Below are 24,193 nucleotides of genomic sequence, written 5' to 3' on the forward strand. Positions count from 1 at the left end.
GTTCAAATGAAAAAGAAATTCAAGAAGATCTTAGTTGCAAATAGAGGTGAAATTGCAATAAGAATATTTAGAGCATGTAGCGAATTAGGGATAAGAACTGTAGCAATATATTCTGATGAAGATAAGAATTCTCTCTTTAGAATTAAAGCTGACGAGTCCTATTTAATAGGGAAGGATAAAAACCCTATAGAAGCATATTTGAACATAGATGAAATTATTAAGTTAGCTCTAAAAAAAGGCGTTGATGCCATACATCCTGGTTATGGGTTTTTATCAGAAAACCCCGAATTCGCAAAAAAATGTGAACAAGTAGGAATCGAATTTATAGGACCTAGTTATAAAGTGATGAAAAAGTTAGGAGATAAGATAATATCCAAGAAGGTAGCAAATAGTGTAGGGGTACCTACCATATTAGGTAAGGAGAAAGCTATACTTTCTGAAGAAAAGGCTATTGAAGCAGCTAATTACTGTGGCTACCCTGTAATTTTAAAAGCAGCTGCTGGTGGCGGTGGTCGAGGCATGAGGGTAGTAAGGGATGAAAAAGATCTAATACAAGAATATTACAGCGCTAAAAATGAAGCTAAAAAGGCTTTCGGCATTGATGATATCTTTATAGAAAAATATATTGAAAAACCAAAACATATAGAGGTACAAATATTAGGAGACAAATATGGAAACATTGTACATCTACATGAGAGGGATTGCTCGATTCAAAGAAGACATCAAAAAGTTGTAGAGTTTACTCCTGCTTTTGCTATAACTGAAAAACAGAGAGAAAAAATATGTGAGGATGCAGTAAAAATAGCGAAAGCTGTTAACTATAGCAATGCAGGGACTGTAGAATTTCTGTTAGATGCATATGGAGATCATTATTTCATTGAAGTCAATCCAAGAATCCAAGTAGAACATACTGTATCAGAAATGGTTACAGGAATTGATATAGTTCAGAACCAAATATTAATAGCTCAAGGATATTCTTTAGATTCAGAACAAATAGGAATCAATGAACAAGATGATATCAAACCAAAAGGCTATGCTATTCAATGCAGGGTGACTACAGAAGACCCATTAAATAATTTCGCACCAGATACAGGGAATATAGATATCTATAGGACTGGATCTGGATTTGGGATAAGGCTTGATGGAGGCAACGGATTTACAGGTGCAGCCATAAGTCCATATTATGATAGTCTTCTAGTTAAAATAACGGCTTCGTCTAGGACTTTTGAGGATGCTACTAGAAAAGCAATTAGAGCATTGAGAGAAACTAAGATAAGAGGTGTTAAAACTAATATACCTTTCTTAATAAATGTTTTAAATCATGAAAAATTTTTGGAAGGCAAATGTGATACTGGATTTATTGTAGATAATCCAGAACTATTTGATATCAATGTTAAGAAAGACATAGAACTTAAATTACTCAACTTCATAGGCGAGAAGGTTGTTAATGAAACAAAAGGAAATAAACCGGATTTTGATTATCCTAGAATACCAGAAGTAAGCAGACCAGAAGATCTTTGTGGAACTAAACAAATATTGGATACTAAAGGTCCAGAAGGTTTAGTAGATTGGATTAAGAATAGAGACAACCTATTGCTTACAGATACAACAATGAGAGATGCTCATCAATCTCTAATGGCTACTAGAATGAGAACTATAGATATGTTTAGAATAGCAAAAGCAACTTCCGCATTGGCTAAAGATTTATTTTCTTTGGAAATGTGGGGAGGAGCTACATTTGATGTAGCTTACAGATTTTTGAAGGAATCCCCTTGGACAAGATTAGAATTATTAAGAAAGAAGATACCCAACATTTTATTTCAGATGCTTCTTAGAGGAGCTAATGGAGTTGGATACAAAAATTATCCAGACAACGTAATAAGAGAATTTGTAAAGGAATCAGCTAAAAGAGGAATAGATGTCTTTAGAATCTTTGATTCATTAAACTGGTTAGAAGGTATGAAAGTAGCCATAGAAGAAGTACTAAAAGCTGATAAAGTAGCTGAAGCTTGTATATGCTACACAGGAGATATTTTAAATGAAAAGAAAGATAAGTACACCTTAGATTACTATGTAAAAACAGCAAAGGAAATAGAAAAAACAGGAGCTCATATACTGGGAATCAAAGATATGTCTTCATTGCTAAAACCTCAGGCTGCATATGAATTGATAAAAACATTAAAGCAAGAGGTAAACATACCAATACATCTTCATACTCACGATACCAGTGGTAATGGAGTAGCATCAGTATTGATGGCTACCCATGCGGGAGTAGATATTGTAGATACTGCCTTTAATAGCATGGCAGGATTAACAAGTCAACCTGCTTTAAATTCTGTAGTTGCTGCTTTGGAACATACAGAGAGATGTACAGGATTGAATTTAGATGATTTACAGATTATTTCTGATTATTGGAATACAATCAGACTAATATATAGTAAATTTGAATCGGGATTAAAGTCAGGAACTACAGAAATATATAAATATGAGATCCCTGGAGGACAATATTCTAATCTTAAACCACAAGTGGAAAGCTTTGGATTGGGACACAGATTTGAAGAAGTTAAAGAAATGTACAAAGTAGTCAATGGAATGTTAGGAGACATAGTAAAGGTAACTCCATCATCAAAAGTTGTAGGCGATATGGCAATCTTTATGGTACAAAATGATTTAACTCCAGAAAATATATATGAAAAAGCTAAAGGTATGGCTTTCCCAGATTCATTAGTATCCTATTTTAAAGGAATGATGGGTCAACCAATGGGAGGATTTCCTGAAAGGCTACAAAAGCTAGTACTAAAAGGAGACAAGCCTATAACCTGTAGACCAGGACAATTATTAGAACCTGAAGACTTTGGAAAGATTGAGGAGCATTTGAAAACCAATTATAATATAGAACCAACTAAAAAGGCCATACTATCCTATGCTTTATATCCAAAGGTATTTCAAGATTATTTGAAGTATGTAGAAGAAATAGGTGACTTTAGCAGAATGGGCAGCGATATATTTTTCTATGGTCTAAGAGAAGGGGAAATCGGAGAAGTAGAGATTGAAGAAGGAAAAACACTAGTTATTAAACTAGTAGAAATAGGTAGAATAGATGACGAGGGATATAGAACCTTGTACTTTGAAGTCAATGGCAGTAGAAGAGCAATAAAGATATTTGATAAAGCGAGCAATGTATCAAAGGAAGAATCATTTATTCAAATGGCAGATCCAGACAATAAAACAGAAATTGGAGCGAGTATGCCAGGAATTGTATCCAAAATTCTAGTAAAGCCTGGCGAACAGATAAAAGAAAACCAGGTGGTGGCAATAGTTGAGGCAATGAAGATGGAGAATCATATTTCAGCATCCGTTGATGGTACGGTCAAATCAATAATTGTAAAAGAAGGTCAGAATGTAGAAGCAGGAGAATTATTGATGAGATTAGAATAGATAAATTGATAATTCAGGTTTACTTTTCCATATACTTGAATATAAAAGATTTATAAAAATGAACTAAGTGTTAACACTTAGTTCATTTTTATAAATAATAATTACCTTAAGGCTAGAAGTCATTAGAGTTTAGTCACAATAAATCACTCGAAAGCAATAAGTCTATTATAAAAAATAATATGTGAGCATGAGATACACGTATAAGGAATTTCAGATATATAACTAAGATAAAACACATAATTATGATATAATAATTATTTAGAATATCTAGGGAAGGAGAGAACTATATGAAAAGGAAATTGATACTATTTATTGCTTTAATATTAAGTATTAGCAGTATAAGTGCAGCTTGTGTTAATGAAACGTTTGGAGAAAACAATAACCCTACTGAAGCAGAAGATATTGAAGTTCACTTTATAGATGTTGGCCAGGCTGATTCTATTCTTATTAAGTCATCAACAGGGAAAAATATGTTGATCGATGCTGGCAACAATGATGATGAGGATTTGATTTATTCCTATTTAAAAGATAAAGGCATAGAAACATTGGATGTTGTAGTAGGAACACACCCACATGAGGACCATATCGGTGGACTGGACACAGTTATCAATAATTTTGATGTAAAAAAGATTTATATGCCTAAAGTCTCAAATAATACTAAGACTTTTGAAGATGTATTGTTGGCTACAAAAAACAAAGGATTAAAAATAACTACACCTACATCTGGAGATAATTTTGAATTAGGGAATGCTAAATGTACTATGCTAGCTCCAAATAGTAGTACATATGATGAATTAAATAATTATTCAATAGTTATAAAACTTGAGTATGAGGATACATCATTTCTTTTCACTGGAGATGCAGAAGGTATCTCTGAACAAGAAATGCTAAATAAGGGATATGACCTGTCGGCAGATGTACTAAAGGTAGGGCATCATGGAAGCGAAAGCTCAACAACAGAATTGTTTTTAGAAGCAGTTTCTCCAAAACATGCAGTTATAATGGTAGGTAAAGACAATAGTTATGGTCATCCTCATGATATTATTTTACAAAGATTAAAGGAAAATAATATAAATGTATATAGGACAGATAAATCAGAGACTATTATAGCCACAACGGATGGGAAAGACATAACAATAGATAAGAATGCATTGGATATTGAACTTAATAACAAATCAGATATAATAATTCAAAATATCGATAAAAAAAGCGAAACAGTAACTATAAAAAACAATTCATCAGAAGATGTTAATCTAGACAGTTGGAAAATTATCTCCATAAAGGGAAATCAGGAATATACATTTCCTGCTTACACACTAAAAGCAGGTGAAAGTGTAACAGTAGCAAGTGGAGATGAAGAAGGGGATCTAATCTGGGGTCAAGGTAATATATGGAACAATTCAGAAAGCGATCCTGGGGAACTATACGATAATTTAGGAAATCTTATCCATAGATATGAAGATTAGGAGAGGATAAAATGAAGTTTACAATAGACAGGTTTGAAGGAAACTTTGCAGTTTGTGAAAAAGAAGACGGAACCATGATAAACATAAATAGAGATAAACTTCCTAAAAAAGTAAAAGAAGGGGATATTCTTTTAGTAGAAGATGACAGTATTAAAGTTGATGAAAAAGCTACTAAAGAGAGAAAGAAAAGTATTGATAAGTTAATGGAGGATTTATGGGAGCAGGAATAGTGAGATTAATTAAATATGTTAGAGAAGTAGACTAGAAAGAACTAGTATTGATAAATGGGTTCTTTATTCCTTAAACCATATTTTGATTGAGCAGGATTAAAAAGAGGTGTGCGGATGCACACCTCTTTTTAATCTCCTCATTTTTGTGGTATAATTAATATATAAAATCGTATAATTTCTAGTAATTTTCTTAAGTAAAAGGTTCATAATATTTACAGAGAAGGTGATAAAATGGCTGTATTTGATAAAGAAGCTAACTCATATGATGAATGGTATAAAACCAAAATGGGAAGTTATGTTGATGAAGTGGAAACTAGATGTGTTTTTGATCTGTTTAAAGTAAAAGAAGGCATGAAGATATTAGATATAGGATGTGGTACAGGTAATTTTAGCATAAAATTAGCAAAAATGGGTTGTGAGGTAGTAGCCATAGATATATCTAATGAGATGCTTAAAGTTGCGAAAAGTAAGGCAAAAAAAGAAAATTTAGATATTGAATTTCATAATATGAACGTATATGATTTAAAATTTGAAGATGAATATTTTGACGGAGTACTTTCGATTACAGCATTTGAATTTGTAAATAATCCTAAAAGAGCAATGATAGAAATATTTAGGGTATTAAAACCCAGCGGAAAGTTAATAATTGGAGTTATAAACAAGGATAGTAAATGGGGAGAAATGTATCTATCTAAGAAATTTCAAGATGATAGCGTATTCAAGTATGCAGATCTTAAGAAAGCAGGAGATTTAAAAGGATTAAAAGAGAACAATTTAGTAGATACTAGGGAATGCTTGTTTATTCCACCATATACAGATGAAAAAAATATATCTTTGGACAAGGAATTAGAATTATCTAAAGAGGAAAGGGGAGGTTTTATATGTGCACTATGGGAAAAATAGTTTCATGTGAGATAGCCTTTATTCCAATTGTGTCTGAAGATTATGTTACAGATGTAAAGAAAGTATTGGAAATAATTAAATCCTATGATGTAGAATACGATATTGGAATACTATCTACTACGATAAGAGGAGATAAAAACAAAATACATGGCTTGATTGTAAAAATTTTTAATGAAATGGATGAAAAATGTAAGTTCACTATGGATATTAAATTATCCAATGTTTGTGGATGTGAACAGTAGATATCAGTGAATGTTTTGGATTCGTATAAATAAAAATCAATATATTTTTTGCATATTATTAGTTAATTATGTATACTTTAAAAAAGTGGACTAATTAGTGAGAATTTTTAATGTTAAAAACCATAAACTAGCTTGATTTAAGAAGCTGAATGGAAAGAAGGGGAACAATGCGTAGCCCAACTTATGGTGAAATATCTTATAAAAAAATGATAGATATAATAAAGGATTTTATAAATAAAGCACCACATAGTACCTACAACATATCTGTAGGTACAGACAGTCAAAATTTTGATGGCACAAAAACTGTTGTAGTTGTTGCTGTGCACAGAATAGGCAATGGTGGAATATTTTTCTATGATATTAAAACAGTTAAGAGAATAACTAATATAAGTCAAAAACTCTTCTATGAAACAAGTAATAGTTTGAACTTAGCTATTAAACTTTCTGAAACATTAGAAAGAGAGTCAATAGATTTTGGTATAAGTATTCATGTTGATGCAGGGAAAAAAGGAAAAACATCGAAATTGATACCAGAAATAGTTGGGTGGATAAAAGCATGCGGATTTACCTGTGAAACAAAGCCCAATTCCTATGCTGCTTCATCAATAGCAGATAAGTATTCAAAATAAGATTATATAAATTAATAGATTTGTTCTCTTGTCGACTCATGACTTATTATTTTGTAAAACATATCGATTGTATGATTAATACTCAATTGTTAATATATATTAGGTGTTTTTATAAAAAATTATTCAACAATGCTAAAGAAGCATCTCAAAATAGATAATGGGCAGAATATGGTAGTTATATTGAAGAATTAGAAAAGGTATTGAGTGAAATAAAAAACATCTTTGTATAAAGATGTTTTTTATTCTATAAACTATTATATAAGGTATTAAATTGTGAAGTTTATATAATGTAGAAAAAATTGTAGACAAATATGATATAATGTAGAAAAAAGGGGAGATAGATTTGATTCTTATTATATCTTTAAATCCTTCTATTGATAGATGGTATAATGTTAAAGACTTCGAAAAAGGACAAATTTTTAAAACTGAAGACTTTAAATATACTCCTGGTGGAAAAGGAATAAATGTTGCAAAGGTTATAAATGAATTTAATGAGCAAGTAATGGTAACCGGATTTTTAGGAGGCAGAAGTGGAGAATACATTGAAGAGAAATTAGATAGTATTAGTGTGAACCATAGATTTGTACATATTAATGATGAAACTAGAGGTTGTATTAGAATATTATCTGATGATGGAAGTCAAACGGAAATTTTAGAGGGAGGACCTTCTATTTCAACAGATGAAGTTATAAAATTTTATGAATTATATAGAGAGCTTATTAAGGACGTGGATATAGTTTGTGCTTCTGGTAGTGTACCTACCGGCCTGCCTGATGAGATCTATAGAGATCTAATAGTGATGGCAAAAGAACAGAATAAGAAGTTTTTCTTAGATACTAGTGGAGAAGCTTTAAAGCTAGGCATAGAGGCTTTACCCTTCTTTATCAAGCCAAATAAAGATGAATTGGAGTATTATTTAGGATGCTCTGTTGAATCTGATGCGGAAATAATTGGAGCAGGAAAATACTTATCAGAAGATGGCATTGAGATAGTGATAATTTCATTAGGAAGAGATGGTTCTATAGTTTTTCATGATGGATACATGTATAGAATTAGAGTACCAAAAGTTGATACAGTAAATTCAGTTGGGGCAGGAGATTCAATGACGGGAGGATTTATTGCATCTTTATTAAGAGATTATGAGTTTGAATTTGCATTAAGGGTAGCTGCTGCTTGTGGTACAGCTAATGTTATGGAGTCTGAACCAGGGAAAGTTGATATGAACAATATGAAAAAGATCATGAATGATATAGTAATTACAAAATCCAAATTTTAATGATTGTTGAGGAGTTTTCATTATGAACAATTTATTTCTTACAGGGAAAATAAATATTGGGAAGACAACAGTGCTAAACTCTATAATAGATAGATTAAATATTAGTAATAACAATATTGGTGGATTTTCAACTAAAGCATTTCTTGAAAATGAAAAAGTGAAGGGGTTTTACATACATCCTATTAATTACTGTCTGCAAAGGCCAGAATTTGAAAAAACGATAATAGGATATACTCCTGATGGTATAAGGTGGATAGAGAATACAAAAACGTTTGAGGATTTTGGAGTGGATATACTTAATTATTGTTTAAGAAATACATTTGAACTGATTATTATGGATGAGCTTGGTTTTTTTGAAAACAAGGCAAATATATTCCAACAAAAAGTCCATAAGATAATAGATAGTGATAAAAAAGTGTTAGGAATAATTAAATCTCACCAAACAATATTTTTGAATTCCATAAGAGAGCGTAAGGATGTGAATGTGGTTGAAATCACAAAACAAAACAGAGATTGTATATCCACAAAATTGTACAATAAAATCAAATAGGAATACCAGCAACAAGAAATTTAAATGGACTTCATCAAATAAAAAACACAAAATTATTCATGTGTTCAATCAATTTTAATATTTTTTGAATAGAATAGAGGTGCCTTAGATGTTTGATAATAGTTATTTAGTTGTTATAAGAGGAGCAGGAGATATTGCCACAGGTATAGCCTATAGATTGTATAATTCAAGCTTTAAAATAGTTATGATTGAGACAGACAACCCATCGGTTATAAGGAGAAAAGTATCTTTTGCTGAAACAGTATATGAAAAAAACCATAAAGTAGAAGGATTGGAATCAAAGCTTGTATCTGATATTGATGAAATTAATGAATGTTTCAATAAAGGTATAGTACCTGTGTTAATAGATCCAGAGTGTAGTAAAATAAATGAGATCAACCCTGATGTAGTGGTTGATGCCATATTAGCAAAGAAAAACTTGGGTACCAATAAAAATATGGCAGATATAGTTATTGGTGTAGGACCTGGCTTTGAAGCAGGAGAAGATGTGGATGCTGTAGTTGAGACTAAGCGTGGACATAGATTGGGTAGAGTTATATTAAAAGGTAGACCAGAGTCCAATACAGGTGTACCAGGTAATATAGAAGGTTACACTGAAGAACGGGTTCTAAGAGGGAATAAAAATGGTAAAATTAAAGTCTTAAAGGATATAGGATCCTTTGTAAAGAAAAATGATGTTGTCGCTGAAATAGAGGGTTCACAAGTTAAAGCTAAAATAGATGGAGTGGTAAGGGGAATGATAAGGGATGGTTATAAGGTAACCGTAGGTATGAAAATAGGTGATATAGACCCTAGAGGCAAAGTTGAATACTGCTATGAGATTTCGGATAAAGCAAGAGCTATTGGTGGAGGAGTATTGGAAGCTATCCTCCATATTTCAAATAGAAAAAAATATATATAGACGAGTAAATTAAAGAGATAATGATATAATATTACTATAAGATAATTGTCGAGGAGGTAATAATCATGACGAAAATCATAATGGATAGTACTTCTGATTTGCCCAATAATTTTATAAAAAAGTATGATATAGACATACTACCTCTCAGAGTTTATATAGATAATAAGGAATACATAGATAAAGTTACAGTTACTGTTGACGAAGTATATGATGCGATGAAGAAGGGAATCTGCCCAAAGACTTCGTTACCAAATCCTAAAAAAGTCTATGAATTATTTAAAGAGTATGCTGTTAAAGGTAAAGATTTTATTTTTTATTCATTTTCTTCTAAACTTTCCAGTACATATCAAACAGCATACCTTGTGATTGAGGAACTTAAAAAGCAATATCCCAATGTAAAGATGGAGATTATAGATACCAAGTCTGGTTCCGTTGCCTCAGGATTGATTGCTTTACAAGGTGCTAAATTGGCAGAATTGAGAACAAGTTTCGAACGTATTATTCAAATTTCAAGAGAGAGCATAAAACATATCGAACATATTTTTACTATAGATGATCTAAGTTGGCTTCTTAAAGGGGGAAGAATTAGCAAAGGTGGAGCAATTATTGGAAGTGCATTAAATATAAAACCTATCTTAGGTGTTGAGGATGGAGAAATAAAAATAATCAAAAAAATACGAGGAAGAAAAAGAGCATTAAATACAGTTGCAGATATTGTACAGCAAAGAATCAAGGAATTTCCAAATCAAATAATTGGAATAGCTCATGCAAGTGATTTAAAAACTGCCTTAGCATTAAAGGATATGATAATTAAAAAAGTAGGATGCAACAATATTATAATAGAGAAAATAGGAGGTGTATTGGGTTCTCATTTAGGCTTAGGTGGTGTTGGTGTATTTTTCTTCAATAAAAAACCTGGATTTTATATAGATGATATTTAATCTAAGGAAACTCCTGTATGCCAGCATACAGGAGTTTCCTTAGATTATTAAAAAAATTTAATAAAGTCTTTTTATTACACCACAAGCTATTCGCTTTCCAGCATCTCCTGCAGGTTGGGTTCTATAATCATCAGGATTTTGATGGATTATTACGGATTTTCCTACTATATCCCTAGGTTTAAATTTATCCGTAAAGAAACACATCTTTGCATAGCCATTATTTGAAAATATTACTGGGAAGTCTCCCGCATGATTTCCATGAGGTTGATTTGTAGGATTGTAATGTTCTCCTGCAGATTCAAAAGGATTTTCCGGATCTATGATATCACAGATACCAAATTCATGAATATGGAATCCAAATGGGCCTATAGGGTCTTCATCTCCTCTGGCAGGTTGGTATAAGGGTAAACCCCATACTTCTACATATACTTCAGTTCCACCTGCCACATCATCAAAAAATATGTTACCATATATATTAGGAGCAAGGTTCCCGCCTATTATTTTAGCATAGGCAGTAGTCCAATTGCTTCTCATATCTATTCCTCCCTTCAAATATATAGTATGTAGAAGGGCAGAAATAGGTGATGAGGATTATTCTAAAATATTTGTATGAGTGATACCATCAAATTAGTAGGGGGGCGGTAGAATGAAGAATAAAAACATAGGATTAATCCTTGAAGGTGGCGGTATGAGAGGCGCTTATACTGCAGGAGTTATTGCTGCATTTATAGATGAAAATATTAAATTCCCTTATGTAATAGGGGTTTCAGCAGGTGCAAATAATGGTGCTGATTATGTATCAAAACAAAAGGAAAGAAATAAAAGGGTATTTGTTGATTATGTATCCCATAAAGATTACTCCGGTATCAAATATTTGGTAAAGGATAAGAGTTTTTTTAATATGAATTTTTTATTTGAAACTTTACCAGATAAACTAGATCCATTTGACTATGAGACTTTTTTTAATTCTGAAACCATATTTAAAGTATGTGCTACAGAAGTCAGTACAGGAAAACCTGTATATTTTGAAAAAAGACAATTTAAAGAAAGAGGAAAGAAATTTATGGCGAAGGTATTAAAAGCGTCTAGTAGTTTGCCTATTATATCTCCACCAGTAGAAATAGATGGACGACTTTATTTTGATGGTGGCGTTTCAGATTCTATACCTATAGATAAATCATTAGAAGATGGGAATGCGTACAATGTGTTGATACTTACTAGAAATGAAGGCTATGTAAAGGAAAAACAAAGGTTGGGTGCATATTCAAGACATTGTTTAAGTAAATATCCTAGAATATATGATGCAATTAAAGATAGACATATAAGATATAATGTCACATTAGAAAAGATAGAAACCTTTAAAAAAGAAGGATTTGCTTATATATTTAGACCAATTGATAAGATAAAGGTCAATAGAATAGAAAAGGACACTGTTAAATTGAATGAACTGTATGAGCAGGGCTACAGAGAAACAATAGAGCAAATGGATGATTTTAAAAAGTGGCTAGATAATATTTCGTAGTTCCAAATATTCATACCCTATTCCAAACGGGCGTATATATAATTATAGACCATTTGGAATAGGGGGTGCGAGGTGGCTCTAAATATAGATTGTATACTAATATTGGCTAAAATGTTTGATAAAAACACTTTCGATGATAAACTATTTGATAGATTTTTAAATACAAAAGCAACCAAAGTCTTTTTACAACATGAAAATAGCATAGGAAAAAATGTTAATAAAGATGAAATAAAAGCAGCGCTTAAAAAGATAGTTAAGAATACAGGTTATAAAGATAAATATAAATTTTATCTAATAAAAAGTAATTTAAATCAACTAAAGACGGATATCCAATATTTGCAAGATCATGGTAAAATGATTATTAAATTAGCCTTAAAAAAAGTTTATAAAATAATACCTGATGAGATGAGAGTAAATGCAAATATATATCTATATAGCGGTGGTACTGATGGCGGTTTTACAATTAGTCGAAGAGATATCTTCATTAATTATGGCAATTATATAGGAAAAAGAAAAGAGTTTATCAATATTTTAAGCCATGAACTATATCATAGCAGAAATATTCCTTTAACAAATAGAATCAGATTTGCGTGGAAACTTGTGAAAGAAAGAAATAGGGTAATATATGAATTGTTTGGGAAATCTATTGAAGAAGGTATTGCTTGTTTAGTTCAACATGGTCCCATATTAGAATCAGATGATTTAACTGGGAATTTGACTAAAAGAAATTTGTTGCTTTCCAAAATACAGTTTGATATTTTGAACAATGTCCTATTGAACATAAAGTTTGGGATGGTTCAAAAGTATAAAATTGAAGATTTAAATATATATGTAATAGGTTACATAATAGTTTCCACTATCTATAGTAAGGAAGGAGTATTAGCCTTAGATGAGTGGACAATAAATTTAGAATTTACAAGGATAATTACAAAATATATAGAAATATGTAATAAGCGTAATATACCATCAGGTTTTGAAGATGAAGTTATAAAGTGGGTTTTCTTAGCCTAAAGGCTATAATTACTTTAATAATTGAGAGATATATATTGTAATATGGATTATTAATAGCAGAGGAATAGAAGCCCTTTTTAGGGCTTTATATTTTTTATTCCCTAAAACTGTGGTATAATTTTAGTTAGTATCAAAATACAGGGGTGAACTTATGGTTAAATTTATACATACTGGAGACTTGCATCTAGGGCTGCAATTTAAAGGTGTCAGCTTTAGTGGAGAAAAAGCTAATAAAAGAAGATTGGAACTTTGGGATACATTTGAGAGGATAATTGACAAGGGGATACAGGAAAATGTTGATTTTCTATTTATTGCAGGAGATTTATTTGAAGAAAAATATTTTACATTAATGGACATAAATCGGGTAAAAGATACCCTATCAAGAGCTGAAAATATTGATATTATAATAACGGCAGGAAATCATGATACATTGAACAAAAATTCCTTGTACAATCTAGTGGATTGGCCAGATAATGTAACCATATTTGGTACTGAAGGATTGAGCAAAAAAGAGTTTTTAAACAAGAATACCAATATATATGGGTATAGCTGGGACAAAGGTGAAAATAATGAGGATGTGTTCAATGATTTTGAAGATCTAGATACTAGTAAGATAAACATATTGATAATTCATGGAGATATATTCAGCAAGGATAGCGTATATCTACCTTTAGATAAAAATTATTTATCACAACTAGAATTTGATTATGTAGGACTAGGCCATATTCATAAGCCTAATCTGATTTCAAATAAAATGGCCTATTGTGGCAGTCCAGAACCATTAGATTTTGGTGAAATAGGGCAACATGGGATTATACAGGGAACAGTAGAGAATAAAAATACTACAATTGAATTTATTCCTTTTAGCAATAGAATTTTTTTAGAAAAGACCATAGTTTTAGATGAAACCTTAAGTTATTTAGATATAATAGATAGGATAAAGGAATGTGATGATGTAAATAATCTAAGTAATAATCTATACAGAATAAAATTGGAAGGAGTCATTAACCGAGATATAGAAATAAATATATCTGATATTATTGAGAGTTTATCCAATTATTTTTATCATCTAGAGATTATAGATAATATAATTATAGACTACGACTTAGAAGGTTTAGAAGAGGACAATAGGGATAACATCATAGGATATTTTATTCGAGAGATGAAAAAGAAGGATTTAGAAAATAAAGTAAATAAGGACGCTCTATATATAGGATTAGAGGTGTTGATGAAAGGCAAGGTGGGGATATGATTTTAAATGAGTTAAACTTAGTATCCTTTGGTAAATTTCACAATAAGACGTTTGAACTTGAAGATGGATTAAACATCATATATGGCAAGAATGAATCGGGGAAAACAACTATATATAACTTTATAAATGGAATGTTCTATGGGTTTTTAAAACCCTATGTTACTAGAAGATATTTTTTTGATGAATTGGATAAATATAGACCTTGGCATGGGCAAGAATATTCTGGAGTTATGAGTATTTCTAAAGACGACAAGAAGTATAGGATAGAGAGAGATTTTAACAAAGGAGAAGTAAATGTATATGATGATTTAACCGGCAAGAACATCACAGATTATATAGATACAGGTAAGAAATTGAAAGAAAACCTTCCGGGGCTATATTTTTTTGACTTCAACAGTACAGTTTATAATAATACCATATCAATAAAGCAATTAGGGAACAAGGTGGATTCTAATTTTTCTAAGGAAGTAAAGGACAAACTGGCAAACATTAGTATGAGTTTAGATGATGAAATATCGATTAGAAACACATTGGACGATTTAGATAAGCAATTGGAGACAATTGGTACAAAAAAAGCGTATAAACGTTCATATGGCAAAGCAGTAAAAAAATTAGAGAGATTAGAAGAAAGAAGGGAGCAACTTCTAGAAAGACAGAAGGAATATGATCAGTCCATTAATGAATTTTTAGATCTAAAAGAAGAAATAGAAGACAGGGAAAATATAATATTACAGTTGAAAGCAAAGTTTAATAAGGCAAAGATACTGGCAAAGAAAAAGATGTATCAAGATGCATTAAATATAAAAAATGAAATCAAAGAGATAGATGATAAGATTGTAAACCTCAAACAATATTCAAATATTTCCTCAGAAGATTATTATTTGTCCCTAAAATTGGATAGTGAAAAGAATAACTTAGATAGAGAGATCCATGACCTGTCTACTAGAATCAAGGATATAGATGCAAAATTGAAAGATTTAGAACTTAAGAGGAATAATGGAATTATAAGTGGGGTAAAAGCAGATGAATTATATACTGATATGTCAGACTACAACCAAATGGAAGAGGAAAAAAATAAATTAGTTATAAATAGTCAACAAAATAAACTTGAGATTTTAAACTCGGAACTAAAGGGAGCCAAAGATAAATTACATAGATCTAAAACTCAATCCATAATCTTTTTAATATCGACAATGGCATCTATAGGATTAATAATAGTTAATAATCTATTTTCTATACTAACTGTGATATCTGGAATGGTATCGATTTATCTTTTTAGTTCATCTAAAAAGTTCCATAAAGAAGCAGAGGATTTTAATAAAAAGATTACAAATTTAAATTCGCAAGAAGAAGAAAGAATAAAAAAAATTAAAGATATAGAAAGAAATCAAAATAAAATTATTAAACAACATAATTGCTCATCAAAAGCTGAGTTAGTAAAATTATATGAAGATATACGGTTTACTCAAGCAAATCAAAATGATAGATTAATGCAAATAAGAGAGTTAAATAGAAACAAAAAAAAATATAATTCCCTTTTAGAGACAAAGGTAAAGGATAACAATGATATAGATAAGAAATTAAAGAATATAATTACTAGAAATAATTCTAATAATTTGGATGAGTTTAAAGAAGGATTGAATAACAAGGCTATTTATGATAATTTAATAAATGATAAAAAAAATAAGATGGAATTATTAAATAGAATATTAGCTGATACTAGTTTAGAGAAATTAAAAGCTGAACTTAAAGACTATGACGATAAATATTTTGAATATGTAGAACAAATAGATTTAAATGAAGTTGCTAAGGAAATAGATAGTAGAAAGAGGATGCTTTCTTCTATGAAGGATACTTGTTCTAAGCTTGAGGAAAGAATTGAGAATCTAAATAAATATGTAAAAGAGTTAGTTGACATAGAAGAAAAGATAACAAGGACAAAAACTCAGTTAAATACAATGGATGATAGAATAAAATCTATACAAATAGCTAAGGAAGTAATAGAGAACATTTCTCAGGAAATACATAATCAATTTGCACCTAAAATAAATAAGGATGTAAGTCGGTTGATTGAATTAGTTACAGCTGGAAAATATGATCGAATTAAAATAGATGATGACTTAAAAATCACTGTAGAAAATCCAAATACTAAAGAAACAATAGAAATAGATAGCTTAAGTGGTGGAACTATTGATCAAATGTATTTTGCATTGAGATTCAGTATTATGGATTCAATGAAAAAAGAAAGATTACCATTAATATTGGATGATTGTTTCATACAGTATGATGATTACAGATTAAAAAATATATTAGAATTTTTGAGAAGAATTAGCGACAAAGTACAGATATTGCTTTTCACTTGTCACCATAGAGAGATGGAGATATTGGATAATTTAGGGTTAAAGTATAACTTGATAGATTTAGGTTAATGTATTACTTTAATATTTAGAAACTTTAATTTAAGCCATTTTAGACTTAAAGTTATACTTTAACATTAATAGGAGTGGTGTATTTGATATATGGAATAGGAGATCTACATTTGGATTATTCCAAGAAAAAGCCTATGGGTATATTTGGAGAAGAATGGATAGATCATGAGAATAAAATATTTGATAATTGGAATAAGACCATAACAAATGAAGATTTAGTATTGATACCAGGAGATATATCATGGGCAATAAAACTTAAAGATGCCTATCATGATCTACTAAGAATAGATGAATTGCCTGGCCATAAGATTATAACGAAAGGAAACCATGATTATTGGTGGCGAGGTCCAAGGAAATTAAATGATTTAAATTTAAAAAATATTAAATTTATACAAAATAATAGTTTTATATATAATGATAAGATTGGAATTGGGGGTACTAGAGGTTGGATGTCTAGAGATTCAGAAGGTTTTGATTCTCATGATGAAAAGGTATATAATAGAGAAATAAATAGACTTGAATTATCCTTATCTAGCCTGGGAGAAGTTCAAACAAAGATTATAATGCTTCATTACCCACCATTTAATATTGATTTAAGTCCAAATGAATTTGTGAATGTAATGGCAAAGCATAAAGTTGATATTTGTATATATGGACACCTTCATGCAAAAGGACATAGATTTGTAGTTGAAGATACCATAAATGAGATAAAGTTTTATTGTGTATCCAGTGATTATATAGATTTTAAGCCTAGAAAAATACTATAGCAGGAGGTTATAATATGAAATTAATTGTTGAGAAAGACTATGATGGTATTAGCAAAAAAGCGGCAGGTATTGTTAAGCAACAGATAGAATCAAATAAAAGTACAATATTGGGATTAGCAACTGGTAGTACTCCAGTAGGTATGTATAAGGAATTGATAAGAATGCATAAGGAAGAAGGATTGGATTTTTCAAATGTTATCTCATTCAATCTTGACGAATATATAGGTATAGACTATGAACATCCAAATAGTTATCATTATTTTATGAAGGATAATCTATTTAATCATATAAATATAGATATGAATAATACCTTTGTACCAGATGGGAAAGCAAAAGATTTAGATAATTACTGTAAACAGTATGATAAATTAATAGAGAAAAAAGGAGGTATAGATCTTCAAATATTAGGGATTGGAGAAAATGGTCATATTGCATTTAATGAACCAGACGAAGAGCTGAATACTGGAACAAGTATAATTAATTTAACTGAATCCACTATTAAGGCGAATTCGAGATTTTTTGATTCTCCAGGTGAGGTACCCAAAAAGGCAATTACCATGGGGATTGGCAGCATTATGAAAGCTAAAAAGATCATATTAATGGCTAGTGGAAAGAAAAAAGCAAAGGTTATAAAAAAATTATTGGAAGGTAAAAAAATAACTACTCAGTTACCAGCAAGCATGCTTTTATTACATCCTGATGTTACAGTTATTGTTGATGAAGAAGCATATAAAGGATAATGAGCAGGAGGCATTTTAGATGGCAAGAGAAGTAGAAGTAAAGGTATTAAATATTGATTTAGATGAAGTAGAAGAGAAGTTGAAAAACATTGGTGCTAAATTGATAGCCAATGAATATCAAACAAATACTGTGTTGGATTCTGATGACAGGTATATTGAAAATGAACTGAATAGCTATCTAAGAATCAGGGAAACCAAAGATCTGCTGACTGATAATGCGAGTATAAGGCTGACTTTAAAGAAAAATATCAGTCATGAGAAGTTAAGAAAAAACATTGAAATAACCACCAAAATACAGGATAAGGAATCTATGATATCTATCTTAAAGAATTTAAAATACAGCATAATTAAAGAGGGATGTAAAAGAAGAAAATCCTATGTATATCAAAATATAAGATTTGATCTGGATAAATGGGATAAAGAAACATACCCTTATCCTTATATGGAAATAGAAGTTGAAAAGGAAGAAGATTTAGAAAAAGCAATTAATCTATTAAATATTGATAAGACCAATATATCTACTAAATCCATAATGGAATTAGAGAGTGAATAATAAAAAAAGTAGCTTTGCTGCTTTTTTTATTATTGTTGTAACCAAAGAATAATGATTGAATATTATATTATAAAGTAAACTATTTTGGGAGGTTGTCTATATGTTGAATAGTATGGTGAGCGATCTTGGTAGAGGCAAAGAAAGTAATATAGTATTTATTTTTCTGATTCTATTACTATTTGGGGGAGGTTTTGATAAAGGATTCTGTGGAATATTTGATGATGATATACTACTTATATTTCTAATTTTATTCTTATGTGGTGGATTTTAAACACAGTAGCTAACTACTGTGTTTTTTTTATTCCACTCTTTCTCTATCACTAAATAGGAATTTAAATGAGTATATTCCTGCTAAGCCAACTAAACCATATACTAATCTACTTAATGCAGAAGTTTGACCTCCAAAGATTGCTGCAACTAAGTCAAATTCAAATAATCCAATTAAACCCCAGTTCAATGCTCCTATTATAACTAATATTAAAGCTAATTTATCCATTATATCACTCCTTCTTATTTTAAGAGTAGTGTTCCTCAAAAGAAAATAAATATACAAAATGTGTAACCATAATAAGATTTATTACATAATATACATTGAGAAATGAAATATAAGGAGGGCTATAAATGGTAGACGAAGTAAAAGGTGGAAGAAAAAAAGGTTTAGCAGGAATTTTAGGAGGAGAAGATGATGACAATTTATTGTTCTTTTTCTTGCTACTAGTAATTTTATTTAATAATGGTGATTGGTTTGACAAAGGAGATGATTCCTTACTATTCTTCTTCTTATTGCTAGTAATATTATTTACAGATGGTAAGTTTTTCTAATCCCGTATTCATACGGGATTTATTTTTATCTCTTTTTCCGATAAAAATATTTTGAAAATTCCCACAATATTATAAAATTAAAATATATTGACTTATAGAGGAGGAGGATTTTTATTTTAATAATTATATTGAAGTTATTACTAGCAGGTGTTTTATTCCTTATCTTTTTTAATAATTCAGTTTCCTTCTATTTTTACTTTATTTTAGGTGGGATCGTTTTATTAGAACTATTATCGTACATATTTAAGAATAAAACTGATTCTAAGAAAAGCATTGAAAATGGAGTAGAGGAAGTAGCAAATGGAAATCTATCTAAAAAATTTCATACAAAGAATAAGGCATATGATAAGATAGCTAGGAATCTCAATAAAATATTGGACAACTATAGAGGTGCTTTATCCCAAATTGCATATTCCTCTCAGAAAATTTTAGGTATAACCAATGACTTAGCTTTAGCTACCAATGAAACCAATCAATCCATTAATGAAGTAGCTCAGGCAATTGAATCTATATCCATAGGTGCCGAAGAACAAAAAAATAAGGTAGAAGAAGTACTATCTATGAATAACAATTTAAAATTATTATCTTAAAAAACTACTGAAGGAAACAAAAAAGCCAAAGAACAATGGGATAAGACCAATGATTCTTTTGTAAAAACAGGGCAGATATTAAAAGACTTAACTACGAATATGGAAAATAGAATGAATAGAAACCAATCACTAATAAAAGATGCTGAGATCATTTCTAAAAATGTAAGTGAAATAAACAATATTGTAGATATGGTGAAGGACATATCCGAACAGACAAATCTATTAGCATTAAATGCAACAATAGAAGCAGCAAGAGCTGGTGAATATGGTAAAGGCTTTGTTGTAGTAGCAGATGAAGTTGGGAAATTAGCTGAAATGACTAGAGGAGCAACAGACAATATAAACAACATGATTGAAGAATTCGCCCAGGATATAAAGGAATTGTTGTCCAATTTAAAAGATGGGATAGCTGAGGAACAGAAGGATTCCGAATTGACGCGAGAAACTCAAATATCCTTTAAAGATGCAAAGGATTCCCTTGATACAATTAATAGTGTTATAGAGACAACCGACAAAAGAATGGGGAATCAATTAGTAGAACTGAATAAAATCATAGAAAACCTACAAGTGATCAGCTCTATATCGCAGGAAACTGTGGCGGGAACTCAACAGATTTCTGCATCTGTAGAAGAACAAACAGCTATTACTGACGATATAAGCAGCAACGCAGTTCATCTTGATGATATGAGTAAGGAATTAGAAAAAGAGATTGAACATCATTCAAAAATAGTGATGGATGAGGAAGTATTGGATAAAATAATAAAATCAAATCTAGAAGTAGTAAATAAAGTCAGAGAAAATGTAGATATAAGAACTTTTAATGTAAAAGCTCATAAGAATATTTATAGAGATATAATATATAAAAATCCTAATATAGAATTCATATATCTATTCGATACTGATGGAAAACTAATATCGTCAAGTAAAGATATTGGAGATGTTGATGCAACAGAAAGAGAATGGTTCATTAATGGAAAGAAACAGAAGGTATTTGTATCGGATTTCTATTTTAGCATACTAACAAATGAAGTTAACATTACAATATCAACCCAAATAATGGATGTGAAAAATAATCTTGTAGGTATAATGGGATTTGATATAAGAATAGAGAGCTAATAAATAGTAAAGCCTTAAGGAAAATTTCCTTAAGGCTAAATTTTTTAAAAAAATTCTATAAAAAGTATAGCACATTTAATTAAATATGCTATAATATATACATAAAAATAATTTAATGGGAGGCAAAAATATGACTGAATTTAAATACATTAAATGGTTTAATCAAATCAATAAAGATGATATACCTTTGGTTGGCGGCAAAGGAGCAAATTTAGGTGAATTAACTCAAAAGGGGTTAGATGTGCCACCAGGATTCTGTGTAACAGCAGAAGCATATAATTATTTTATTGAAAAAGCTAACCTGGGTGATAAGATAAAGGGAAATATTGAGGATTTAGACGTAGAAGATTCCATTGAATTACAAAAGGCTAGTAAAGAAGTACAAGAGTTAATAATGTCTCAACAAGTTCCTAAGGATTTGGCTGATGAGATTAAATTAGCATATCATAAATTCAATAAAAAAATAGATATAGAAAATGCAGAAGTAGCTGTTAGATCTTCAGCGACAGCAGAAGATTTGCCAGAGGCTTCTTTTGCAGGGCAACAAGATACTTATTTACACATAAGTGGATATGAAGAACTATTGAATCATATAAAAAAGTGTTGGGCATCCCTTTGGACAGGTAGAGCTATATATTACAGGGAAAATCAACAATTTGACCATTTTGATGTAGCATTGAGTGTAGTAGTACAGAAAATGGTTAATAGTGAAAAAGCAGGGGTAATGTTTACTGCAAATCCAATTAACAATGACCCTAACCAGATTATGATAAATGCAAGTTGGGGATTAGGAGAAGCAGTAGTATCAGGAACTGTAACTCCAGATGAATATATAATTGATAAAAAATCTGAGGAAATTGCTGAAAAGCATATTGCAGAAAAAACGGTTATGATAGTGAAAAAGGATATAGGTGTAGGGACAGTTGAAATTAAAGTATCAGATTATTTAGGATATGACTATATTAATAAGCAATGTTTAACTGATGAAGAGATTTTTATATTATCAGATTATGGAATGAAAATCGAGGAATTATATGGAAGTCATCAGGATATAGAGTGGGGATTTGATAAGGATACTAAAAAATTATATATATTACAATCAAGACCAATAACTACTATAAAGGGAGAGAAAGTAATGGAAAAAGAAGTAGAAAAGAAAGAATTAAAAGCTTTATCAAGAGGATTAGCAGCATCTCCAGGGATTGGAGTTGGCAAGGTTAAATATATAAGCGATATATCCGAAATATCAAGAGTAGAAGATGGAGACATTTTAGTAACCATAATGACTAACCCAGATATGGTTCCAGCTATGAGAAGGGCTAATGCAGTAGTAACAGAGGAAGGCGGAAGAACTTGCCATGCAGCAATAGTATCAAGAGAACTAGGAATTCCATGTATAGTTGGTGCTAAAGGTGCTACTGAAGTATTAAAAGAGGGCATGGATGTTACTGTTGATGCTAAAAGAGGAGTAGTTTATGAAGGAATAGTGTTACAAGAGAAAAAAGAGGAAACAAAGGATGTAACAGTAAATGGGCAAGCACCTATTAGTGAAGATTTAGTACATCAACTAGCACCAGTAACAGCAACTAAGATATACATGAACTTAGGAGAACCATCCATAATAGAGAGATATAAGAATTTACCTTTTGATGGTATAGGACTTATGAGAACTGAATTTATATTTACTAATTTAATAGGAGCACATCCAATGTATCTAGTTAAAACTGGACAAGGAAAACTTTTGATAGACAAATTAGCAGAAGGTATTACTATGGTAGCCCAGGAAATATATCCAAAACCAGTAGTAGTTAGACTATCAGATTTTAGGACCAATGAATTTAGAGGATTAAAAGGCGGAGATGAAGTAGAACCAATAGAAGCTAATCCAATGATAGGATGGAGAGGGGTATCAAGATATATTTCCCCAGAATATGAAGAAGGATTCAGACTAGAATGTAGAGCTATGAAGAAGGTAAGAGAAGAATTTGGGCTTGAAAATGTATGGGCAATGTTACCATTTGTAAGGACTACTTGGGAACTTAAAAAGGTAAAGAAAATAATGGCAGAAGAAGGCTTAGTACAGGATAAAGGATTTAAAATTTGGATAATGGCAGAAGTGCCATCAGTGGTATTTGAAGCAGAAGAGTTTGCACAATTGGTAGATGGATTTAGCATTGGAAGCAATGATTTAACTCAGCTTATAATGGGAGCAGATAGAGATTCAGGCATACTTAATAATATGGGATATTTTGATGAAAGAAATGAGGCTGTAAAGAGAGCTATATCCAAGCTCATCAAAGCAGCTCATAAATATGGCAAGACAATATCCATATGTGGGCAAGGACCATCTCAATATCCAGAGTTTGCGGAGTTTTTAGTTCAACAAGGAATAGACAGTATGAGTGTCAACCCAGATACAGTAGCATATACAAGAAGATTGGTTGCTACAGTAGAACAGAAAATGATATTGAATAAGATTAGGAATATATAATGGGCGACCCTTGTGAACTGCCCCATGTCAAGTAGACAACTAAATTAATTAAAAATTTATGCACTTATGGATGCATGGTTTCGATATTCTAAAGGAGCCATGCATCCTAGTCTTTTTTGAAATCTTTTTTCATTATAGAATTTAATATATTTAACTATTTTTTCTTTTAATTCTTCAAGTGTTTTAAATTTTTTACCATAAAACATCTCAACTTTTAATGTACCAAAAAATCCTTCCATAGGTCCATTATCAATGCACTTACCAACTCTAGACATACTTTGAGTCATACCAGCTTCTTCAATC

General features: G+C 30.6%; 25 protein-coding genes. 22 read left to right on the forward strand and 3 right to left on the reverse strand.

Features of this window, described 5'->3' with window-relative positions; genetic code table 11:
• Nucleotides 1-6 precede the first annotated feature (6 nt).
• The 10 genes from K8M07_RS04720 (at nucleotide 7) to K8M07_RS04765 (ending at nucleotide 10,597) form a co-directional block, all read left to right on the forward strand.
• Nucleotides 7-3,438 (forward strand): pyruvate carboxylase, encoded by a 3,432-nt coding sequence (locus K8M07_RS04720; RefSeq protein WP_223376742.1) that lies wholly within the window; start codon nucleotides 7-9, stop codon nucleotides 3,436-3,438.
• 287 nt (nucleotides 3,439-3,725) lie between these two features.
• The gene (locus K8M07_RS04725; protein WP_223376743.1) at nucleotides 3,726-4,904 is read left to right on the forward strand and encodes an MBL fold metallo-hydrolase; all 1,179 of its coding nucleotides are present in this window, start codon (nucleotides 3,726-3,728) and stop codon (nucleotides 4,902-4,904) included.
• Nucleotides 4,905-4,915: 11 nt separating this feature from the next.
• The gene (locus tag K8M07_RS04730) at nucleotides 4,916-5,134 is read left to right on the forward strand and encodes a DUF3006 domain-containing protein (protein WP_223376744.1); all 219 of its coding nucleotides are present in this window, start codon (nucleotides 4,916-4,918) and stop codon (nucleotides 5,132-5,134) included.
• 231 nt (nucleotides 5,135-5,365) lie between these two features.
• The gene (locus K8M07_RS04735) at nucleotides 5,366-6,037 is read left to right on the forward strand and encodes a class I SAM-dependent methyltransferase (RefSeq protein WP_223376745.1); all 672 of its coding nucleotides are present in this window, start codon (nucleotides 5,366-5,368) and stop codon (nucleotides 6,035-6,037) included.
• Nucleotides 6,016-6,279: a YkoF family thiamine/hydroxymethylpyrimidine-binding protein gene (locus K8M07_RS04740; protein WP_223376746.1), complete on the forward strand. Its 264-nt coding sequence runs from the start codon at nucleotides 6,016-6,018 to the stop codon at nucleotides 6,277-6,279. Before K8M07_RS04735 ends, K8M07_RS04740 begins: the two co-directional genes overlap by 22 nt.
• Nucleotides 6,280-6,446: 167 nt before the next feature.
• Complete coding sequence (locus K8M07_RS04745) at nucleotides 6,447-6,908, forward strand: ribonuclease H-like YkuK family protein (protein ID WP_223376747.1); 462 nt, start codon at nucleotides 6,447-6,449, stop codon at nucleotides 6,906-6,908.
• A gap of 343 nt (nucleotides 6,909-7,251) precedes the next feature.
• Nucleotides 7,252-8,184 carry a 1-phosphofructokinase family hexose kinase gene (locus tag K8M07_RS04750; RefSeq protein WP_223376748.1) on the forward strand — a complete coding sequence of 311 codons (933 nt, stop codon included), beginning with the start codon at nucleotides 7,252-7,254 and terminating at the stop codon, nucleotides 8,182-8,184.
• A 22-nt stretch (nucleotides 8,185-8,206) separates the two neighbouring features.
• Complete coding sequence (locus K8M07_RS04755) at nucleotides 8,207-8,734, forward strand: nucleoside-triphosphatase (protein ID WP_223376749.1); 528 nt, start codon at nucleotides 8,207-8,209, stop codon at nucleotides 8,732-8,734.
• A gap of 109 nt (nucleotides 8,735-8,843) precedes the next feature.
• Entirely contained in the window at nucleotides 8,844-9,656 is an 813-nt protein-coding gene (yqeB, locus tag K8M07_RS04760; protein ID WP_223376750.1) for a selenium-dependent molybdenum cofactor biosynthesis protein YqeB, read from the forward strand.
• Nucleotides 9,657-9,721: 65 nt separating this feature from the next.
• Nucleotides 9,722-10,597 carry a DegV family protein gene (locus tag K8M07_RS04765; RefSeq protein WP_223376751.1) on the forward strand — a complete coding sequence of 292 codons (876 nt, stop codon included), beginning with the start codon at nucleotides 9,722-9,724 and terminating at the stop codon, nucleotides 10,595-10,597.
• A 57-nt stretch (nucleotides 10,598-10,654) separates the two neighbouring features.
• Here the strand turns inward: K8M07_RS04765 and K8M07_RS04770 are convergent, their stop codons facing one another.
• A complete protein-coding gene (locus tag K8M07_RS04770; RefSeq protein WP_223376752.1) occupies nucleotides 10,655-11,131 on the reverse strand; it encodes a superoxide dismutase family protein in 477 nt (158 codons plus the stop codon).
• Between the two features lie 112 nt (nucleotides 11,132-11,243).
• Here K8M07_RS04770 and K8M07_RS04775 point away from each other — a divergent pair, with 112 nt between their 5' ends.
• The 8 genes from K8M07_RS04775 (at nucleotide 11,244) to K8M07_RS04810 (ending at nucleotide 19,142) form a co-directional block, all read left to right on the forward strand.
• The gene (locus K8M07_RS04775; RefSeq protein ID WP_223376753.1) at nucleotides 11,244-12,119 is read left to right on the forward strand and encodes a patatin family protein; all 876 of its coding nucleotides are present in this window, start codon (nucleotides 11,244-11,246) and stop codon (nucleotides 12,117-12,119) included.
• A 72-nt stretch (nucleotides 12,120-12,191) separates the two neighbouring features.
• Nucleotides 12,192-13,130 (forward strand): DUF5700 domain-containing putative Zn-dependent protease, encoded by a 939-nt coding sequence (locus tag K8M07_RS04780; protein WP_223376754.1) that lies wholly within the window; start codon nucleotides 12,192-12,194, stop codon nucleotides 13,128-13,130.
• Between the two features lie 151 nt (nucleotides 13,131-13,281).
• A complete protein-coding gene (locus K8M07_RS04785) occupies nucleotides 13,282-14,382 on the forward strand; it encodes an exonuclease SbcCD subunit D (RefSeq protein ID WP_223376755.1) in 1,101 nt (366 codons plus the stop codon).
• Nucleotides 14,379-16,811, forward strand: coding sequence for an ATP-binding protein (locus K8M07_RS04790; RefSeq protein ID WP_223376756.1), 2,433 nt, complete (start codon nucleotides 14,379-14,381; stop codon nucleotides 16,809-16,811). The genes K8M07_RS04785 and K8M07_RS04790 overlap by 4 nt, the downstream gene beginning before the upstream one ends.
• An 83-nt stretch (nucleotides 16,812-16,894) precedes the next feature.
• Entirely contained in the window at nucleotides 16,895-17,578 is a 684-nt protein-coding gene (locus K8M07_RS04795; RefSeq protein WP_223376757.1) for a metallophosphoesterase, read from the forward strand.
• A 14-nt stretch (nucleotides 17,579-17,592) separates the two neighbouring features.
• Nucleotides 17,593-18,318 carry a glucosamine-6-phosphate deaminase gene (gene nagB / locus K8M07_RS04800; protein WP_223376758.1) on the forward strand — a complete coding sequence of 242 codons (726 nt, stop codon included), beginning with the start codon at nucleotides 17,593-17,595 and terminating at the stop codon, nucleotides 18,316-18,318.
• A gap of 19 nt (nucleotides 18,319-18,337) precedes the next feature.
• A complete protein-coding gene (locus K8M07_RS04805; protein WP_223376759.1) occupies nucleotides 18,338-18,871 on the forward strand; it encodes a class IV adenylate cyclase in 534 nt (177 codons plus the stop codon).
• A gap of 100 nt (nucleotides 18,872-18,971) precedes the next feature.
• Nucleotides 18,972-19,142, forward strand: a complete 171-nt coding sequence (locus K8M07_RS04810; RefSeq protein ID WP_223376760.1) for a hypothetical protein — start codon at nucleotides 18,972-18,974, stop codon at nucleotides 19,140-19,142.
• A gap of 27 nt (nucleotides 19,143-19,169) precedes the next feature.
• Here K8M07_RS04810 and K8M07_RS04815 read toward each other — a convergent pair whose 3' ends face one another.
• Complete coding sequence (locus K8M07_RS04815; RefSeq protein WP_223376761.1) at nucleotides 19,170-19,367, reverse strand: DUF378 domain-containing protein; 198 nt, start codon at nucleotides 19,365-19,367, stop codon at nucleotides 19,170-19,172.
• Nucleotides 19,368-19,492: 125 nt separating this feature from the next.
• Here K8M07_RS04815 and K8M07_RS04820 point away from each other — a divergent pair, with 125 nt between their 5' ends.
• The 4 genes from K8M07_RS04820 to ppsA all read left to right on the forward strand — a co-directional run bounded on the left by K8M07_RS04820 (nucleotide 19,493) and on the right by ppsA (nucleotide 23,890).
• Nucleotides 19,493-19,693 (forward strand): hypothetical protein, encoded by a 201-nt coding sequence (locus tag K8M07_RS04820; RefSeq protein ID WP_223376762.1) that lies wholly within the window; start codon nucleotides 19,493-19,495, stop codon nucleotides 19,691-19,693.
• 128 nt (nucleotides 19,694-19,821) lie between these two features.
• Nucleotides 19,822-20,283, forward strand: a complete 462-nt coding sequence (locus K8M07_RS04825; protein ID WP_223376763.1) for a hypothetical protein — start codon at nucleotides 19,822-19,824, stop codon at nucleotides 20,281-20,283.
• A gap of 111 nt (nucleotides 20,284-20,394) precedes the next feature.
• Entirely contained in the window at nucleotides 20,395-21,399 is a 1,005-nt protein-coding gene (locus tag K8M07_RS04830; RefSeq protein ID WP_223376764.1) for a methyl-accepting chemotaxis protein, read from the forward strand.
• Nucleotides 21,400-21,529: 130 nt separating this feature from the next.
• Complete coding sequence (gene ppsA / locus K8M07_RS04835) at nucleotides 21,530-23,890, forward strand: phosphoenolpyruvate synthase (RefSeq protein WP_223376765.1); 2,361 nt, start codon at nucleotides 21,530-21,532, stop codon at nucleotides 23,888-23,890.
• Nucleotides 23,891-23,946: 56 nt separating this feature from the next.
• Here the strand turns inward: ppsA and K8M07_RS04840 are convergent.
• Nucleotides 23,947-24,193 (reverse strand): IS3 family transposase (locus K8M07_RS04840; RefSeq protein ID WP_223376766.1); only part of this gene is annotated, 247 nt, incomplete at its 5' end.

The organism is Schnuerera sp. xch1 (assembly GCF_019931165.1).
Taxonomy (GTDB): Bacteria; Bacillota; Clostridia; order Tissierellales; family Tepidimicrobiaceae; genus JAIOUP01.

Coding starts and splice junctions, on each gene's coding strand:
- ppsA (WP_223376765.1), top strand. CDS start 21,530: ATGACTGAATTTAAATACATTAAATGGTTTAATCAAATCAATAAAGAT.
- K8M07_RS04790 (WP_223376756.1), top strand. CDS start 14,379: ATGATTTTAAATGAGTTAAACTTAGTATCCTTTGGTAAATTTCACAAT.
- K8M07_RS04720 (WP_223376742.1), top strand. CDS start 7: ATGAAAAAGAAATTCAAGAAGATCTTAGTTGCAAATAGAGGTGAAATT.
- K8M07_RS04785 (WP_223376755.1), top strand. CDS start 13,282: ATGGTTAAATTTATACATACTGGAGACTTGCATCTAGGGCTGCAATTT.
- K8M07_RS04730 (WP_223376744.1), top strand. CDS start 4,916: ATGAAGTTTACAATAGACAGGTTTGAAGGAAACTTTGCAGTTTGTGAA.
- K8M07_RS04770 (WP_223376752.1), bottom strand. CDS start 11,131: ATGAGAAGCAATTGGACTACTGCCTATGCTAAAATAATAGGCGGGAAC.
- nagB (WP_223376758.1), top strand. CDS start 17,593: ATGAAATTAATTGTTGAGAAAGACTATGATGGTATTAGCAAAAAAGCG.
- K8M07_RS04755 (WP_223376749.1), top strand. CDS start 8,207: ATGAACAATTTATTTCTTACAGGGAAAATAAATATTGGGAAGACAACA.
- K8M07_RS04745 (WP_223376747.1), top strand. CDS start 6,447: ATGCGTAGCCCAACTTATGGTGAAATATCTTATAAAAAAATGATAGAT.
- K8M07_RS04810 (WP_223376760.1), top strand. CDS start 18,972: ATGTTGAATAGTATGGTGAGCGATCTTGGTAGAGGCAAAGAAAGTAAT.
- K8M07_RS04775 (WP_223376753.1), top strand. CDS start 11,244: ATGAAGAATAAAAACATAGGATTAATCCTTGAAGGTGGCGGTATGAGA.
- K8M07_RS04725 (WP_223376743.1), top strand. CDS start 3,726: ATGAAAAGGAAATTGATACTATTTATTGCTTTAATATTAAGTATTAGC.
- K8M07_RS04820 (WP_223376762.1), top strand. CDS start 19,493: ATGGTAGACGAAGTAAAAGGTGGAAGAAAAAAAGGTTTAGCAGGAATT.
- K8M07_RS04830 (WP_223376764.1), top strand. CDS start 20,395: ATGAATAGAAACCAATCACTAATAAAAGATGCTGAGATCATTTCTAAA.
- K8M07_RS04805 (WP_223376759.1), top strand. CDS start 18,338: ATGGCAAGAGAAGTAGAAGTAAAGGTATTAAATATTGATTTAGATGAA.
- K8M07_RS04740 (WP_223376746.1), top strand. CDS start 6,016: ATGTGCACTATGGGAAAAATAGTTTCATGTGAGATAGCCTTTATTCCA.
- K8M07_RS04815 (WP_223376761.1), bottom strand. CDS start 19,367: ATGGATAAATTAGCTTTAATATTAGTTATAATAGGAGCATTGAACTGG.
- K8M07_RS04765 (WP_223376751.1), top strand. CDS start 9,722: ATGACGAAAATCATAATGGATAGTACTTCTGATTTGCCCAATAATTTT.
- yqeB (WP_223376750.1), top strand. CDS start 8,844: ATGTTTGATAATAGTTATTTAGTTGTTATAAGAGGAGCAGGAGATATT.
- K8M07_RS04735 (WP_223376745.1), top strand. CDS start 5,366: ATGGCTGTATTTGATAAAGAAGCTAACTCATATGATGAATGGTATAAA.